This is a genomic window from Hoyosella sp. YIM 151337, from assembly GCF_026041215.1.
GTDB lineage: Bacteria > Actinomycetota > Actinomycetes > Mycobacteriales > Mycobacteriaceae > Hoyosella.
On the sequence record NZ_JAPEIQ010000004.1, the window covers coordinates 37,991 to 53,053 of the forward strand.

Consider the following 15,063-nt stretch of genomic DNA (forward strand, 5'->3'; position numbering starts at 1 on the left):
TGACTAGTCGGCGCGGGCGGCCACCCCGGCACCGTCGGACGGCGCGGCGAGTTCCCGATACTCCGGGAACCGCGTGAGGAATCGCTGCACATAGGTGCATACCGGGCGGAACGTCTGCTGCCGCGCGCGCATGCCGTCGAGGATCTCGCGCACCATCGCACGCGCATACCCCTGCCGACTGTACTTTTCGTCAATGATGGTGTGCAGCAGCGTTATTACACCGTCATCGCCGATCTCATAACCTTCGATCCCGGCTAACTCCTCCCCCACCCAGATCTCGTATCGGCACCGAGACTGATTGTCGCGCACCTCAACGGGCTTCGCGTGCCCGAGATTGCCGGCCATCGCACCTCCATCTTTGTGTTGATCCTCACATCTTCTCACCCGTACAAGGATCACGCGCGGCAGCAAAAATGTGTAGCCCCGCTCACAGAAATTGTCCGCGTCCGCTAGGGTGGGGGACGCAACTGCACATTTCCACGGGGGCTCGCACCAGCGGGCTGAGAGGACGGCTAGGGCCGTCGACCGTATGAACCTGACCGGGTAATGCCGGCGTAGGGAGTTCGTTTTGCCAACCAATCCTGCACCCAGCACCGTCGTTGAAGGCGTCACAACTGGCCCGATCGAGGGCAGCAGCAAAGTGTACAAACCCGTACCGGGAGCGGACAGCTTGTCGTTTCCGATGCGCCGCGTGCACCTGACCAACGGTGACCACCTCGATCTCTATGACACCTCTGGCCCGTACACGGACACCGCAGCCGAGATCGATCTCGAGCTCGGACTCCCAAAGCAGAGGGACAACTGGCTCAAACCCGAGCCCATCGACGGAGCATCCACACAGCTCGCGTGGGCCCGCGCGGGCATCATCACGCATGAAATGCGGTATATCGCCGCCCGCGAAGCGGTGTCGCCGGAACTCATTCGGGACGAGGTCGCCGCAGGCCGCGCGGTGATTCCCGCCAATCACAAACATCCCGAGATCGAACCGATGATCATCGGGAAGGCCTTCGGCGTCAAAATCAACGCGAACATCGGAAACTCTGCGGTGAGTTCCGGAATCGCTGAAGAGGTCGAGAAGATGGTGTGGGCTACCCGCTGGGGCGCGGACACCATCATGGACCTTTCCACCGGCAAGGACATTCACGAGACGCGCGAGTGGATCCTGCGCAATTCTCCCGTACCGGTTGGCACCGTGCCGATCTACCAGGCGCTGGAGAAGGTGAAAGGCGATCCGACCAAGCTGACCTGGGAAATCTACCGGGACACAGTGATCGAACAGTGCGAGCAGGGCGTCGACTACATGACGGTGCACGCCGGGGTGCTGCTTCGCTACATCCCGCTCACCGCAAAGCGCGTGACGGGCATTGTTTCCCGCGGCGGCTCGATCATGGCGGCGTGGTGCCTTGCGCACCACAAGGAGTCGTTCCTGTACACGCATTTCCGTGAATTGTGCGACATCCTCAAGCAATACGACGTGACGTTCTCGCTTGGTGACGGCCTGCGTCCGGGTTCGATCGCGGACGCGAACGACGAAGCGCAATTCGCAGAGTTGCGCACGCTTGGCGAACTCACAAAGATCGCGAAGTCGCACGGCGTACAGGTGATGATCGAAGGCCCCGGCCACGTGCCGATGCACAAGATTGCGGAGAACGTCCGGCTCGAGGAAGAGTTGTGCGAAGAGGCGCCGTTCTACACTCTTGGACCACTCGCGACGGATATCGCACCCGCATACGACCACATCACGTCGGCGATCGGCGCAGCGATTATCGCGCAGGCCGGCACCGCCATGCTCTGTTACGTCACACCGAAGGAGCATCTGGGTCTCCCCAACCGGGATGACGTGAAGCAGGGCGTCATCGCCTACAAGATCGCTGCCCACTCCGCCGATCTGGCGAAAGGGCACCCGCGTGCGCAGGAACGTGATGATGCGCTTTCGAAGGCACGGTTCGAGTTCCGCTGGGTGGATCAATTCAACCTGTCCCTCGACCCAGACACGGCTCGGGAGTACCACGACGAAACGCTTCCGGCAGAACCCGCGAAAACTGCACACTTCTGTTCGATGTGTGGGCCCAAATTCTGTTCTATGCGGATCACGCAGGACATTCGTGATTATGCCGAGGAGCACGGTCTGTCAACGCAAGAAGACATCGACCGTGTGATCGCCGAGGGCATGGCAGAGAAATCAGCAGAATTCGCGGAGCAGGGCAACCAGGTCTACTTGCCGCTCACGAGCCGCTGATGGACTGGCTGCTCCCGCTGCCGAAACCTGGGGAAACGCCCGCGCGTGCCCTCACCATCGCCGGATCTGACTCCGGCGGTGGGGCGGGCATCCAGGCCGATATGCGGACGATGGCGTTATGCGGCGTGCACGGGTGTGTCGCTGTCACGGCGGTGACGGTGCAGAATTCTGTCGGCGTGCAGGGTGTCCACGAAATACCTCCGGGGATCGTGGCCGCGCAGATACGCTCCGTTGCCAGCGACATCGGGGTGCAGGCCGCAAAGACTGGCATGCTTTCGTCCGCCCCGATTATCGAGGCAGTCGTCAGCGCGTGCGAGGAACTCGGCATCGGCCACGGCCAGAGCGTGCCGCTGGTCGTGGATCCGGTGGCCGCGTCAATGCATGGAGATCCGCTGCTGCGCAGCGACGCGCTCGATGCGCTGCGGACACGGCTCATTCCGCAAGCGACGATCGTGACACCGAATCTCGACGAGGTGCGACTCCTCACCGGCGTCGAGGTCACCGGTGAGGTGTCACAGCGTGACGCGGCAGAGAAGCTGCTCGAGATGGGTGCAGAATGGGCACTCATCAAAGGTGGTCATTTGCGGTCTTCGCCGGAGAGCCGGGACCTGCTGATGAGCGACGCTGAGCGTCACGAATTGACGAGTTACCGAGTTCGCACCGGCCACGACCACGGGGGCGGTGACACACTCGCGGCCTCGATAGCGTCCGCGCTGGCGCATGGACATTCGGTGCCTGCTGCGGTGACCTTCGGCAAAAGGTGGGTGACGAAGTGCCTTGAATCGGCATATCCGCTCGGCAGTGGGCACGGCCCCGTCTCACCGCTATGGCGGCTGGACCCGAAGGACGACTAGCCGCGTCACCCGCCCGGTTCGCTGCTGCGCCGCTTGATCGCATAGAGACGGATGCCTTCCGGGACACCCGGCATTTTCACTCGGAGGAACCTGCGGTGGGGCTTGGCGTAAAGACCCATCTCGCCGAGTTCTTCGTCTCCAAGCGCGTCATAGGTCTCACCGGAGATCATGACACCGCCGTTCCCCGCTGCGTCCATGATGCGCGCGGTGATATTGACATCGACACCGAGCCAATCGCCGCCGATTGGGCGCGGTGACCCGGTGTGAATGCCGACGCGCATGCGCGGCTCGTACCCACTCACGCTTACTATTTTGAGCTCCGCGCGTGCCTGCATCGCGGCTTCCAGAGCTAGCCGCGGCGCCGGAAAGACGGCCATCACCCCGTCCCCCATGCGTTTGACCACCTGGCCACGGTGCTCAGCGATAGGAGTCTCGACGCACTTCGCCACCTTGCGAAGCAACCGGAGTGTGGCGTCGTCACCTGCTTCAAGCGCCCAGGACGAGAAGCCTACGAGATCGGTGAAGACGATCGTGACTTCACGAGCGCCCCGGCCGCGCCCGAAACGCTCAAGTACAGCCTGCCACACCTGGAGCGCACCAAAACCGGCCTCGCGGGTAGCGCCTGGCGCTGGATCGAGCACTCGTTCCATGACGCGCGCTACGCGGCCTGGTCCGCTGCTCCCGGCGGTCGACAAGGGATCACCGAAACCTGGGTCACCAGGAAGAGCGCGCCGCACCCGACGCGCAAATCCCACGAGGTGGGGGTTTTGATCAGTACGCTGCAGCCACTCCGAAACACGCTGTCCGGCACCCGGCTCAGTCTCCTTCTCAGGTACCGCTGGCTCCGGTGCGTTGTCGGTCACAGATAAACCATACGTGAGACGAACTGGCCACTGCCGAAGATGGGACGGAAGCCGTGGCGACGTTGTGGGGTGTCCCACCATCTCGGCATCCAGAGTAAGGTGAGCCTGACCATACTCATTGATCAGGATGGATTGAGAGTGACCAAGCGCCGACATCGATCCGCTGCGCGCACAGTGTTCCGTGCAGCCACATTGACCCTTTCCCTGGCCGCCGCCGCGACATTCGCTGTCGCATGCGGGAACGGCACTGACACCACCGAGCCGGGTGCGGGCGCCGCAGCTCCAGTCGAGGAGGGCGCCTTCCCGGTCACCATCGACCACGCGTACGGGTCCACGCCAATCACGGAAGCGCCCCAGCGGGTAGCTGCCGTGGGGCTTGCTGACGCAGACGCTCTGCTCGCCCTCGACGTCACACCGGTCCTCGTCACGCCGTGGAGCGGTGCCACCGACGCTGGCGTGGGCGAGTGGGCGCTGCCCGAACTCGACGGGGCGCGGCCGGTCGTCCACGACTACACCGACGGCATCAACATCGAACTGATTGCCAGCACGAGCCCTGACCTGATTGTGGCGATCAATCAGTCCGTGGACGAGCAGACGTACGATCAGCTCAGCTCGATCGCGCCGACAATCGTCCGTCCCGCCGAAGCGATCGACTGGGGCGTGTCGTGGCAAGATGCGACGCGGATTATTGGCAGTGCGGTGGGGCAGCCGGCCCGTGCTGACGAGATCATCGCCGAGACCGAGGAGTTGTTCGCGCAGGTGCGCAGCGACCACCCCGAAATCGTGGAGAAAACCGGCGCGGTGATGCTGTTGAATCAAGCTGGCGGCTACTACACCTACACCGAAGAGGACGGCCGCGGGCAATTCATGAAGGCCCTTGGATTCGAACTCCCCGGCCAGCTGCGCGCGCTCGAGGACGGACAGTTCTATGTCGACGTTTCCGCAGAAAACGCCCAACTTCTCGAGACCGACATCCTGATCGTGCTGCCGAACCACGACGCCGCCGGCGTGCTCTCCCGTGACGATGCGTTCCAGGCAACCGGGGTTGCCCGCGACGGTCGCTACATCGTTGTCGACGCACCCACCGGAATCGCCATGTCGATGGCTACAGTGCTGAGCATCCCGTACGCGCTCGACCGGGTGGTACCGGAGATAACGGAGCGCATCAGCTGATCACCGCGACTGCTCCCGCTCGTCGCGTCCCGGTACGCCGTACTCACCGCCGATGTCTTGCGAGTAGTACGCCACCGCATACGCGACCGCGGGAGCCGTCCGCGATAACGCGTCGCGATTGCTGTTTTCGAGGGTGTCACGAGCAGTGTGATAGTTCGGGTCGAATCGGCTTCCCGCGACACCGCCCCACCGTTCCGCTTGGTCGCGCGTCATCACGTCCTCAGCACCAGTGAAGATGCCGCCAACCGGTATGCCCGCCTCCATAAACGGCGCGTAATCCGATCTGCCGTCAAGCCCGGAATCATCCGCCTCGATGCCGATCTCCTCAAAGTATGCCCGGAACAGCGCCTCAATCTGCGCAGACCCTTCTGGACCCGCCCCCGGGCCACCTGCTTCCGTGCCCGCACCGTCGAGCACGAAGTACCCGGCGTTGTGCGAGGCAATCATGTCGAAGTTCAGGTACAGCGCCATATCGAGCCGCTCCGGCGGACTGAGCTCTTCCACGTACGCGGTCGAACCGACCAGACCGATCTCTTCAGCACCCCAGAACGCGAACCGTATCGCCTGTTCAACCCCAGGTTCGGACCCTAGCTGGAGGGCAGTTTCGAGCAGCGCGGCAACGCCGGAGCCATTGTCGTTAATTCCGGGTCCAGCTTCGACACTGTCGAGGTGCGCGCCAGCAACTACCACGTCAGTCGCGGAGCCAGTTTTCGTCTGGGCCACAACGCTGCGCGATGTCCGGATAGAGGTTTGGGCGTCGACGAGCAGCGTGGCGGCACCATCGGCCTCCCGCAGGCGCTCCCCTTCGCTGCTTGTTGTCAGTACAGTCGGTACGCGCGCTTCTGGTCCACTGCCCAAAGACGCGTCGATGAGCTCGTCGTCCGTGTTGACGATCACGACAGCGATGGCCCCGCGCTCTGAAGCGAGCTGCTGCTTCACAGTGAAACTGCACTGGCCACGATCGACGACGACGATCCTGCCAGCAGCATCGATATCCGCGTAGTCCGCCACCGAGCAGCCCAGGGTGCCGGACGGCAGCACCGCCAGACTCACTGCGACGCCCCCGTCGGGCGTTGACGGCGAGTAGCGAAGCGCCCGGACGTTCACGTCACGGTCGTCGATCGTCAAGCGCTGTGCCGCGATCTGGAAATGCTCGAATTCGAACTCGGGCACCTCAACATCGAATCCAGCGTCGCGCAAGCGACCGGCCACCATGTCGACCGACGCATCGTAGCCGCTGCTGAAGACGGCACGATTCCCGCCGTGATCATTGGCGATCCGCTGCAGCTCGTCCATGTGCGACCACACAGCGTCCACCGAAATGCGGCCAGCAACCGCCTGCGCGAAGCTCGCTGGGCTCAGGTCGTGCCCGACACCAATATTTCCGGCGACTCCGGGGTCCTCGTCACGACCCTGACCACACCCTGTGGCAAGCACCACAGCTGCCGTCACCGCCACGATCTTAGCCGCGCACCGCATCGGTCAATTGGATCACATACCGAGTACCACCCGAGGGTAATAGCCACCCGAATAGCGAAGAACCCGGCGCCGCTGGGGGGCACCGGGTTCCTCGGCCCGGTCTCAACGAGGCGCACCACCACCCCGGAGTCCGGTTCCCTGTGATTACTCCCGACTAGCAATCACCAGGCGTATTCGATTATCCCAGATTGTCACGCGTCACGGGAGTTGACGAGCGCGATACTCGCCGCGAAAACAATCGCTACGAAAGCCGCGAAGTAGGCAATGCCTCCCCACGGGCCCCAATGGAAGTTTCCGCCCACCGCCATCGCATCTCCACTGATGAAAAGGTTGGCGTTCGCGAATGGCAAGAACGGGCCGACATGCTCGCCAACGCGGGGCAGCACGGTGACAATCGACTCGATTACCAGCGGCCACAGCAAGAGGATTGCGACCGCTCCCGCCGTCTGCCGAACGATTGCTCCTACCCCCACTGCAAGGAACATCGCAAGCGCTGCGTAAAGCGGAATCGTGTACAGCAATCGTCCTGAATCTGAGCCGCTGAGTCCTAACTGCGCGCCCGCGTCAGAACCTGCTGCGAGTTGCGCCAAAACCAGTGCACCTAGTGTGACGGCCGCGCTCAGTACTGCCGCGAGAACAGCGGTCAGCGCCGCCTTGGACAGCAGCACCTTGCCCCGTTGATTTGCGGCAAGAAACGTATTACGAATCACACCGAAGCGATATTCGCTGGTAACGACGAGTGCGGCCAGGATCATCAGCACCAGGACGCCGAAACCATGAATACCCAGTGTGGCCTCGTACGGACTGATGAGCCATTGTTCGAATCCCGGCTGCTGAATCTCCTGGTAATTATCCCAGGCCATTCTTGCCGAGAAACCCATGAGCCAGGCGAAACCAATTCCGATGACGATGACAATGCCGCTGCACCACCACGGAGATTTGACCGATGTGAGCTTGATTCGCTCAGCTGCGAGGACACCCATCAGCGAACACCTCCCTGGCTTCCGACTCCCGCCGCGTGGTATTCCACGGAATCTCCTGTGAGTTTCATGAATGCGTCTTCCAGGGAACCCCGCTGCGCGGAGAGTTCGTGCAGCGTAATGCGATGCTGAGCGGCAAGTTCACCGACCGCATCCGTCGTCGTGCCTGGAACGAGGAAGGCGGGCACGCCATCGGGCCCATCACCTTCCTCGCGGACTGTGAGGCCCTGCGACGTCAGGGCGGTGCGCAGCGCATCGCCGTGGGGCGAGCGAACGCGCACTGTCGACGCACTCGCCCGTTCGACGAAGTCGTCGACGGTCGTGTCGGCGATCAACTGCCCCTTGCCGATTACCACAAGGTGTTCGGCCGTCTGCGCCATCTCCGACAGCAGGTGGCTCGACACGAGCACCGTGCGCCCTTCCCGCGCGAGCTGCTGCATGAAAAGCCGTATCCAGCGGATGCCTTCGGGGTCGAGACCGTTAACCGGCTCGTCGAAGAGCAAGACCTCCGGATCACCGAGCAATGTGGAGGCGAGGCCCAGGCGCTGCGACATGCCCAGTGAAAAGCCACCCGCCTTTTTGCCCGCTACCGCCGTGAGACCAACCAATTCGAGCACTTCATCCACGCGCTGGGCGGGGATGTTGTTAGTAGCCGCCATCCACCGCAGGTGACTGCGCGCCGACCGGTTGGGGTGCACCCACTTCGCATCCAGCAAGGCCCCGACATGCCTCAATGGATCCTTCAGTTCGTGGTAGTGCTTGCCGTTGATCGTGGCAGTGCCCGCGGTGGGGCGATCTAGCCCCAGAATCATTCGCATGGTCGTCGACTTCCCGGCACCGTTTGGACCGAGGAAGCCGGTGACTATTCCAGGGCGGACGTCGAAGGTCAGGCTGTCCACTGCCTTCGTCTGCCCGAACACCTTGGTCAGGCCCCGTACTTCGATCATGGCAAGAAGTTTTCCTTACCGAGTATCCTCCGCACATCGTCCGGAGGTCTCGACTCGTGTCATACCTGAGTATGACCCCAACCCTGACAACGCCCCGAGCACCGCATTAGCGCGTTCGCGCAAGCTAGTCGTCACGCGCCGGCGAGGACGCTTCCGCCCAGAAACGCTTGGGGATGCGTCCCGCATGCCGAGCCAGTCGGCCCGCGGTGACTGCCGCAGCCATCGCTTGCGCCATTCGCGGCGGGTCGTCAGCCCGGGTCACCGCTGTGGCAAGCAGGACCGCATCACATCCCAATTCCATTGCGAGAGCGGCATCACTAGCAGTCCCGATCCCGGCATCAAGGATCACCGGCACCGACGACCGCGACACGATCATCGAGATGTTGTGTGGATTGCAGATGCCCAATCCAGTGCCGATCGGTGCGCCGAGCGGCATCACGGCGGCGCAACCGGCGTCTTCGAGACGCTGTGCCAGCGCCGGATCGTCATTCGTATAGGGCAGGACCGTGAAACCGGCATCCACCAACTGCTCGGCTGCACTCAGTAACTCGATTGCGTCCGGCAGCAAAGTCCGTTCATCGGCAACGACTTCAAGCTTTATCCAGTTCGTTTCCAGCGCCTCACGCGCCAGTTTCGCAGTCAGTATCGCCTCGCGCGCAGTTCGGCAACCCGCCGTGTTGGGCAGGGTCGCGATCCCGAGCCGCTGCAGGAGCGAGAGGACACCGCTGCCGCCTTCGAGATCAGCTCGCCGGATCGCGACAGTCGTCATTTCGGTGCCGGACGCGATCAGCGCCTCTTCCAGCACGTCCAGGCTGGACGCTCCGCCGGTACCCATAATCAGCCGGGAAGCGAACGTGCGGTCCGCGATCGTCAGAAGATCACCCTGCACGTCTACCACCGTGCCCTGCATGCTACTCACCCACCTTGCACAGCAGTGACAATTTCAATGCGCGACGCAGGCTCCACCGCGGTATCCGGCCAGTCATCTTTCGGGACAACTTCGCCGTTGATCGCGATAGCCAGCCCCTTCGATGGCAGTCCCAGACTTTCAAGCAGGCCGCTCAGCGAGGCCCCGTCTGGGTAGCTGCGCCATTCGCCGTTGATCTGAACTTCACGCGTCACATTTGTCATGGCAGTTTCTGAACCTCCTAGGGTCGGTGTACTTCGTCTCGTCAAGGGGGGCTCCGGCGAGTTCCGCGACCACGGCGTCCGCGGTGAGCGGCGCGAGCAAGATACCGCCGCGCCCGTGCCCAGCCGCGATCGTCACGCGCTCGTCGAGCCGCCCGAGGATTGGCAGATTGTCCGGCGTCATTGGACGCATACCCGCAATTGCCTCGGCGAACTCGTATTCGCTGAGGCCGGGAAAAACAATCTCGGCATCGGCGAGCAGATCACGCACACCACCGGCAGTGACTTGTGTGTCAAATCCCGCCTCGTACTGCGTAGCCCCGACGACAACCCCGTCCGGCCGCGGAACCAGGTACACCGGTCGTCCATGGATCACAGCCCGGACCGTTGCCGACGGCGGGTCCGGCGATCCTGGCCGCTTCCGCAACCGCAGTACCTCCCCCTTCACCGGCCGGACTGGCATCCGGGAGAGGAGCGTGCTCGTCCAGGGACCAGTCGCCACAACGACCTGGTCTTCATGCAGCGAAGCGACGTTTTGCACTCGGTGCGGCGTCATTCTCACTCCCGCCGCGGCGCACGCTGCGGCCAGTGCGCGCACAAGCGTGCGATTATCCACAGCGCGCTCGTCGCTTACCGCGAACCCCGGGCGCAGCGACCTCGCAAGTTCTGGCTCAGCCTGCCTGAGTTCCGCGCGGGTCAGCGCGGTCACGCAGTGGTTGTGCTGGTCAAGCCAATCCCGGACGCGGTGCAAGTCGCGCACATCAGCCTCATCCGCTGCGACGGTAATCGTCGAGTGGGCGGTGACGACGCTGCTGCCGAAATCAGCGAGTGCGGCCGCGAACTCGTCCCAGCGGCGAAGCGACGCGACCCCCAGTTCGAGCAGACGCTCCTCACCTGGCCATCCCTCGGTCATTGGCGCGAGCATCCCGCCCGCCACCCATGATGTCGACCTTTCGATCGGGTTCGGGTCGTACACCGTAACGCGCCAGCCCGCGGTGGCCGCGCGCCAAGCGATTGATAACCCGATCACGCCGCCACCGGCGACTGCAACTGTTCCCTGCGTATCCTTCACGATTCCTGCAACTCCCTGCGCCAGCATTACCCGGATCAGGTTCGGCGGTCGAAGCGGCGTGCTTCCTCTCAGCCCACGTTCCGTAAGCTCCCGCGAGATTGTGTGACATCTCCACCGTAGCCCGATACGGTCAACAATGTGGAATCTCCGCGTGAACGACTTCGCTCAGCCCGCCTGTATCTCTGCACCGACGCGCGCCGCGAGAAAGGTGATCTCGCGGAGTTCGCGGAGGCCGCACTCGCTGGCGGTGTAGACATCATTCAGCTTCGGGACAAAAACTCCGAAGGTGAGCGGAAGTTCGGCCCACTCGAAGCGCAGCAGGAGATCGCCGCACTCGCGGTGCTCGGCGCAGCGGCGAACCGGCACGGGGCGCTCCTTGCCGTGAATGATCGTGCTGACATCGCCCTGGCCGCTGGGGCAGACATACTCCACCTCGGGCAGCACGATCTGCCTGTTCACTACGCGCGGCAAATCCTCGGCGACCGGCCTGTAATCGGCCGCTCGACGCACGACATAGATCAAGCCCGGGATGCCGCGATCGAAGAGGGTGTCGACTACTTCTGCGTCGGGCCTTGCTGGACAACTCCGACCAAGCCGGACCGCGCGGCGGCCGGACTCGCCCTGGTCCGCGCGACCGCGGATCACACACCAATGCGGCCGTGGTTCGCGATCGGCGGAATCGATGAGGAACGCTTGCCGCAAGTGCTCGGGTCCGGCGCCACCCGCATCGTGGTGGTCCGCGCAATCACGCAGGCTGACGATCCGCACGCAGCCGCGGCGCGCATCAAGGCGGCCTTGCTAGCCGCTGGCTGACAGGTCCGAGCCAGGCCGCGCATCGTCTGCTTCGTCCAGCCAGGACAACACCTCAGAGGGACTGAGCGTCTGAACATGGCCGGGCAAGCGCGACCGCAGTCCCCGGTCCGCGGTAGCAACGGCGTGCACGACTGTCTCAGCGTGTGCAGACTCTTCGCACAGCCGGACGATTTCGTCGTCACCACTGGCGGCAGCGCGATGGACGCGACCGGCCGGGAGGTCGGCGATCTCGCCAGCCCGCCCCTCAAGCACGAACTCGAGACTAGTCAGCCAGCAAAATCCGCCAGTCTTCAGCGCAACGGTCCGCGGCAGTGCGGTGGCGAGTTCCTGCGCGAGCGCGCGCGTGGCCCCCACCCGGTCACGCCACCACCCGTTCGGCCGCGCACCGACCACATTTGCGGTGTCGACGATCAGCCGGAGCGGCCTCGCTTCGAGCGTCGGCCAGCTTGCGGCGAGGCCCGTGTGCAGCGGAAAGCCGGCCACCTCGGATTCGGGCACCCATTTCAGGTCGAGGCTTTCACCATTCGCAATGGTTTCCAGTTCGGTGTCGGCATCCGCGACGACGGTGGTATATGTCCAGCCGGAGACGCCACCCGCCGTCGTAACCGCAGCCCGCACACGGATCCGGTCTGGCTCGATCCCGGCCTCTTCGCCCGCCTCCCGGATCGCGGCAGTCACCTCGGTTTCGTGGCTATCGCGCGCACCACCGGGCAGTGCCCACGTTCCGCCCTGATGGCTCCAATGCGCCCGATGCTGCAGCAACACCACCGAACCGCCGCCCGCGCCGGGCGCTCGAAGCAGTAAACCGGCCGCGCCGTGTTTGCCCCAGCGCCGCGCCCCATCACTGCCTACCACCCAGCCGTCGCCGTCGCCGCGCATAGCTCCACCTCAATCACCGCCCGCGATCCCGCCTCCGGGAGCCTCCTCCCACCACAGTAATGCGGTGGCCACCGAAACATCACGATCGCGACACGACCCCCGGTTGGGCGTAATGCCGGCCACACGAGAGAAGATGAAAGATATACGACATGGTGTGAGTCTTGTGACTAGCTCTGCGGGAGGTGCTGCGCGATGCCTAAGACGCCAGGCGCGCAAAAGCACGAGCCCGCGTCGTTCGGCTTCAATCGTTTTGGTATCGACCCATCCGCTGCACCACCAGAGGAGGCGGCCACACCAGAGTGGCTGATGCCGAAGGCCAGCAAACCGGTCAGCCGCAATCGCTATGCGCGCTACTACCCCACGCAAGCGAACCTCGTCACAGACCTGGCGACGTCGAGCCCCGGCAAGCTGGTAATCGCCGCATTCGTCCTGATCGTGATGTGTGTCAGCGCTGGCGCGATAACCGCCACCTCGATCAGCGCGCGTCAGGATCAGCTTGACACGATGATCAGCAGCACCGAGCCGATCGCCCACTCCGCGCTCGAGCTCTACACCGCCCTGTCCGTCGCCGATGCTGCCGCGAGCACCGCGTTCGTTTTCGGCGGTATCGAACCGGATGACGTCCGCACCCGCTACATCCACGCGGCACGCGATGCCGCACGCTCGCTGGTTAACGCGTCTTCACAGGTTGGCGAGGAAAACACGCGCGCCCAGCGGCTCCTCGCTGAGATCGCGATGCAACTACCGATCTACACCGGTCTCATTGAGACCGCGCGCGCCAACAATCGCGTGGGAAATCCGGTTGGTGCCGCGTACCTCAACGAGGCCTCACATCTGATGCGCACGGAAGTGCTGCCGCGCTCCGAAGACCTTTACCGTACGCAAGCTGCCCGCATCTCCGACGGCCACGACACCTTCATCAGACCGCCGCTGCTGGCGGTCTTCGCGGTGTTCCTCGTCATCGTCGCACTGGTGGCGGCGCAGTTCCGGTTGTCCCGGAAGACGCAGCGCACAATCAACGCGGGATGGCTGATCGGCAGTTTGCTGATGACACTGGTGCTGGTGTGGCTGCTGACAGTCGGGCTGTATTCGCGTGCTGAAGCTACCCGCGCAGCCGATGAGGGAGCGCGGCCGCTCGAAGCGCTCGCGACGGTTCGCATACTCGCCCAGCAGGCTCGCTCAGACGAGACCCTGGGGCTCGCGCGGCGTGGTGAAGCCGCCGAGATCGAAGCCAGCTTCCGGAACACATCAGCAACGCTGACGCAGCGCCTTACCGCCCTCCACGACGACGCTCGCGTCACGGTCGGCCGCAGCGCGATCGACGACGCTATCACCGCGAACGAAGACTGGGTCACCACGCACGACCGGATGTCGGCGCTCTACAGTGCTGGTGACCATCTTGAAGCCGCAAATATCGCCGTGGGCCCCGGGACGGACGGTTCCACAGCAAGTTTCGCTGCGCTCGACGATGCACTGCAGGAAGGGATTACCGACACCCGGGCAGAGTTGAGAAGCGCACTTATCCGGGCGCGGACCGCGCTGGTCTTCGCTGCCGGCGGTGTACTCGGGCTTTCCGTCGCCGCTGGGCTCGCGATCGCGGCGGGAGTATGGCCACGGCTGCGGGAGTACCAATGATGCGATTCACACGACGCGCTAGCTCAGTCGCTGCGGTGGCGGTGGCGGCAGTACTGACGTTCACGGGATGCGCGCTGCCAGACCCAGCACCCGGTGTTCCGCCGACATACCCGCCGCTGCCACAGCCCAGCGGTGCGGAGATCGTGCCCCACCCCGACGAGGTCGAACCGCCGCCCAGCCTCGATTGTGATCCCACCGCGAGCCTGCGGCCTCCAGAACCAAATCCCCCGCCGGGTGAGCTTCCACCCGAAAACCCGGTCTCGGAGATTTACGAACGTGGCCGGCTCATTGTGGGACTTGACGCGGGCAGCAACCTCTTCAGCTTCCGTGACCCCATCACTGGTGACCTTGTAGGTTTCGACGTGGACATCGCCCGGGAAATCGCCCGGGACATCTTCGGTGACCCCGACCGCGTCGAGTTCGAGATCCTCACGTCTGCGCAGCGCATCCCTGCCCTCGAGACGTCACAGGTGGACGTCGTCGTCAAAACGATGACGATCACATGCGAACGGCGTGAACGCGTCGAATTCTCGACCTCCTACTTCCAGGCTTACCAACGGCTGCTTACCGTGAGCGGATCCGGCATCGACAGTGTCGAAGACCTCGCCGATCGCACCGTGTGCGTCGTGCGCGGCACCACCTCACTCGCACGAATACAGCGGCTGCAGCCGGATGCGAAGATTCTCGGCGTGCCAGCGTGGGCTGACTGCCTGGTCGCCCTGCAACAGGGACAGGCTGATGCGATTTCCACCGACGACTCAATTCTCGCCGGACTGAACGCACAGGATCCTTATCTCGAAATCGTTGGCGGATTCCTCAGTTCCGAGCCGTACGGGGTCGGGGTCAATTTGACCAACACGGATCTCGTGCGCTTCGTGAACAATACGCTCGAACGGATTCGCACCGACGGCACCTGGAACGAGCTGTATCAGCGCTGGCTCTCCGTGCTCGGCCCCTCGCCTGGGCCACCGCCTGCCCGGTACCGGGACTGACTGGACTGA

15 protein-coding genes and 2 riboswitches are annotated in these 15,063 nt (G+C 63.8%); of the genes, 6 read left to right on the plus strand and 9 right to left on the minus strand.

The features are described from left to right. Window positions 1-3: 3 nt before the first annotated feature. Window positions 4-345 (minus strand): GNAT family N-acetyltransferase, encoded by a 342-nt coding sequence (locus ONR57_RS00725; RefSeq protein ID WP_265120897.1) that lies wholly within the window; start codon window positions 343-345, stop codon window positions 4-6. Between the two features lie 124 nt (window positions 346-469). After that, window positions 470-578: riboswitch (TPP riboswitch) on the plus strand. On the opposite strand from ONR57_RS00725, the gene thiC reads away from it, so the two are divergent. Together thiC and thiD are read left to right on the plus strand one after the other, a co-directional pair. Continuing rightward, entirely contained in the window at window positions 569-2,239 is a 1,671-nt protein-coding gene (gene thiC, locus ONR57_RS00730) for a phosphomethylpyrimidine synthase ThiC (RefSeq protein WP_265120898.1), read from the plus strand. Its footprint overlaps the riboswitch before it by 10 nt. After that, window positions 2,239-3,093 (plus strand): bifunctional hydroxymethylpyrimidine kinase/phosphomethylpyrimidine kinase, encoded by an 855-nt coding sequence (thiD, locus tag ONR57_RS00735; RefSeq protein WP_265120899.1) that lies wholly within the window; start codon window positions 2,239-2,241, stop codon window positions 3,091-3,093. Before thiC ends, thiD begins: the two co-directional genes overlap by 1 nt. A gap of 5 nt (window positions 3,094-3,098) precedes the next feature. On the opposite strand, the gene ONR57_RS00740 is transcribed toward thiD, so the two are convergent. Next, complete coding sequence (locus ONR57_RS00740) at window positions 3,099-3,956, minus strand: adenylate/guanylate cyclase domain-containing protein (RefSeq protein WP_265120900.1); 858 nt, start codon at window positions 3,954-3,956, stop codon at window positions 3,099-3,101. Window positions 3,957-4,094: 138 nt separating this feature from the next. Between ONR57_RS00740 and ONR57_RS00745 the strand changes: the two genes are divergently transcribed. Then, window positions 4,095-5,129 carry an ABC transporter substrate-binding protein gene (locus ONR57_RS00745; RefSeq protein ID WP_265120901.1) on the plus strand — a complete coding sequence of 345 codons (1,035 nt, stop codon included), beginning with the start codon at window positions 4,095-4,097 and terminating at the stop codon, window positions 5,127-5,129. Here the strand turns inward: ONR57_RS00745 and ONR57_RS00750 are convergent, their stop codons facing one another. The 6 genes from ONR57_RS00750 to thiO form a co-directional block, all read right to left on the minus strand. Beyond that, a complete protein-coding gene (locus ONR57_RS00750; protein ID WP_265120902.1) occupies window positions 5,130-6,581 on the minus strand; it encodes a M20/M25/M40 family metallo-hydrolase in 1,452 nt (483 codons plus the stop codon). A 218-nt stretch (window positions 6,582-6,799) separates the two neighbouring features. Beyond that, window positions 6,800-7,591, minus strand: a complete 792-nt coding sequence (locus tag ONR57_RS00755; RefSeq protein ID WP_265120903.1) for an ABC transporter permease — start codon at window positions 7,589-7,591, stop codon at window positions 6,800-6,802. Further along, window positions 7,591-8,535 (minus strand): ABC transporter ATP-binding protein, encoded by a 945-nt coding sequence (locus ONR57_RS00760; RefSeq protein ID WP_265120904.1) that lies wholly within the window; start codon window positions 8,533-8,535, stop codon window positions 7,591-7,593. Before ONR57_RS00760 ends, ONR57_RS00755 begins: the two co-directional genes overlap by 1 nt. A 124-nt stretch (window positions 8,536-8,659) precedes the next feature. Next, window positions 8,660-9,445 carry a thiazole synthase gene (locus ONR57_RS00765; protein WP_265121038.1) on the minus strand — a complete coding sequence of 262 codons (786 nt, stop codon included), beginning with the start codon at window positions 9,443-9,445 and terminating at the stop codon, window positions 8,660-8,662. Window positions 9,446-9,450: 5 nt separating this feature from the next. After that, the gene (gene thiS / locus ONR57_RS00770) at window positions 9,451-9,666 is read right to left on the minus strand and encodes a sulfur carrier protein ThiS (RefSeq protein WP_265120905.1); all 216 of its coding nucleotides are present in this window, start codon (window positions 9,664-9,666) and stop codon (window positions 9,451-9,453) included. Next, window positions 9,647-10,735 carry a glycine oxidase ThiO gene (gene thiO / locus ONR57_RS00775; protein WP_265120906.1) on the minus strand — a complete coding sequence of 363 codons (1,089 nt, stop codon included), beginning with the start codon at window positions 10,733-10,735 and terminating at the stop codon, window positions 9,647-9,649. The genes thiS and thiO overlap by 20 nt, the downstream gene beginning before the upstream one ends. Then, window positions 10,731-10,839: riboswitch (TPP riboswitch) on the minus strand. Its footprint overlaps the gene before it by 5 nt. Window positions 10,840-10,873: 34 nt before the next feature. On the opposite strand from thiO, the gene thiE reads away from it, so the two are divergent. Further along, window positions 10,874-11,548, plus strand: a complete 675-nt coding sequence (gene thiE / locus ONR57_RS00780) for a thiamine phosphate synthase (RefSeq protein WP_265120907.1) — start codon at window positions 10,874-10,876, stop codon at window positions 11,546-11,548. Here the strand turns inward: thiE and ONR57_RS00785 are convergent. Next, on the minus strand, window positions 11,534-12,427 hold the full coding sequence (locus tag ONR57_RS00785; protein WP_265120908.1) for an NUDIX hydrolase: 894 nt from the start codon (window positions 12,425-12,427) through the stop codon (window positions 11,534-11,536). The genes thiE and ONR57_RS00785 overlap by 15 nt on opposite strands. Window positions 12,428-12,619: 192 nt before the next feature. Here ONR57_RS00785 and ONR57_RS00790 point away from each other — a divergent pair, with 192 nt between their 5' ends. Next, window positions 12,620-14,062 (plus strand): hypothetical protein, encoded by a 1,443-nt coding sequence (locus ONR57_RS00790; protein WP_265120910.1) that lies wholly within the window; start codon window positions 12,620-12,622, stop codon window positions 14,060-14,062. Next, window positions 14,059-15,054, plus strand: coding sequence for a glutamate ABC transporter substrate-binding protein (locus ONR57_RS00795; protein WP_265120911.1), 996 nt, complete (start codon window positions 14,059-14,061; stop codon window positions 15,052-15,054). The genes ONR57_RS00790 and ONR57_RS00795 overlap by 4 nt, the downstream gene beginning before the upstream one ends. Window positions 15,055-15,063: the final 9 nt, after the last annotated feature.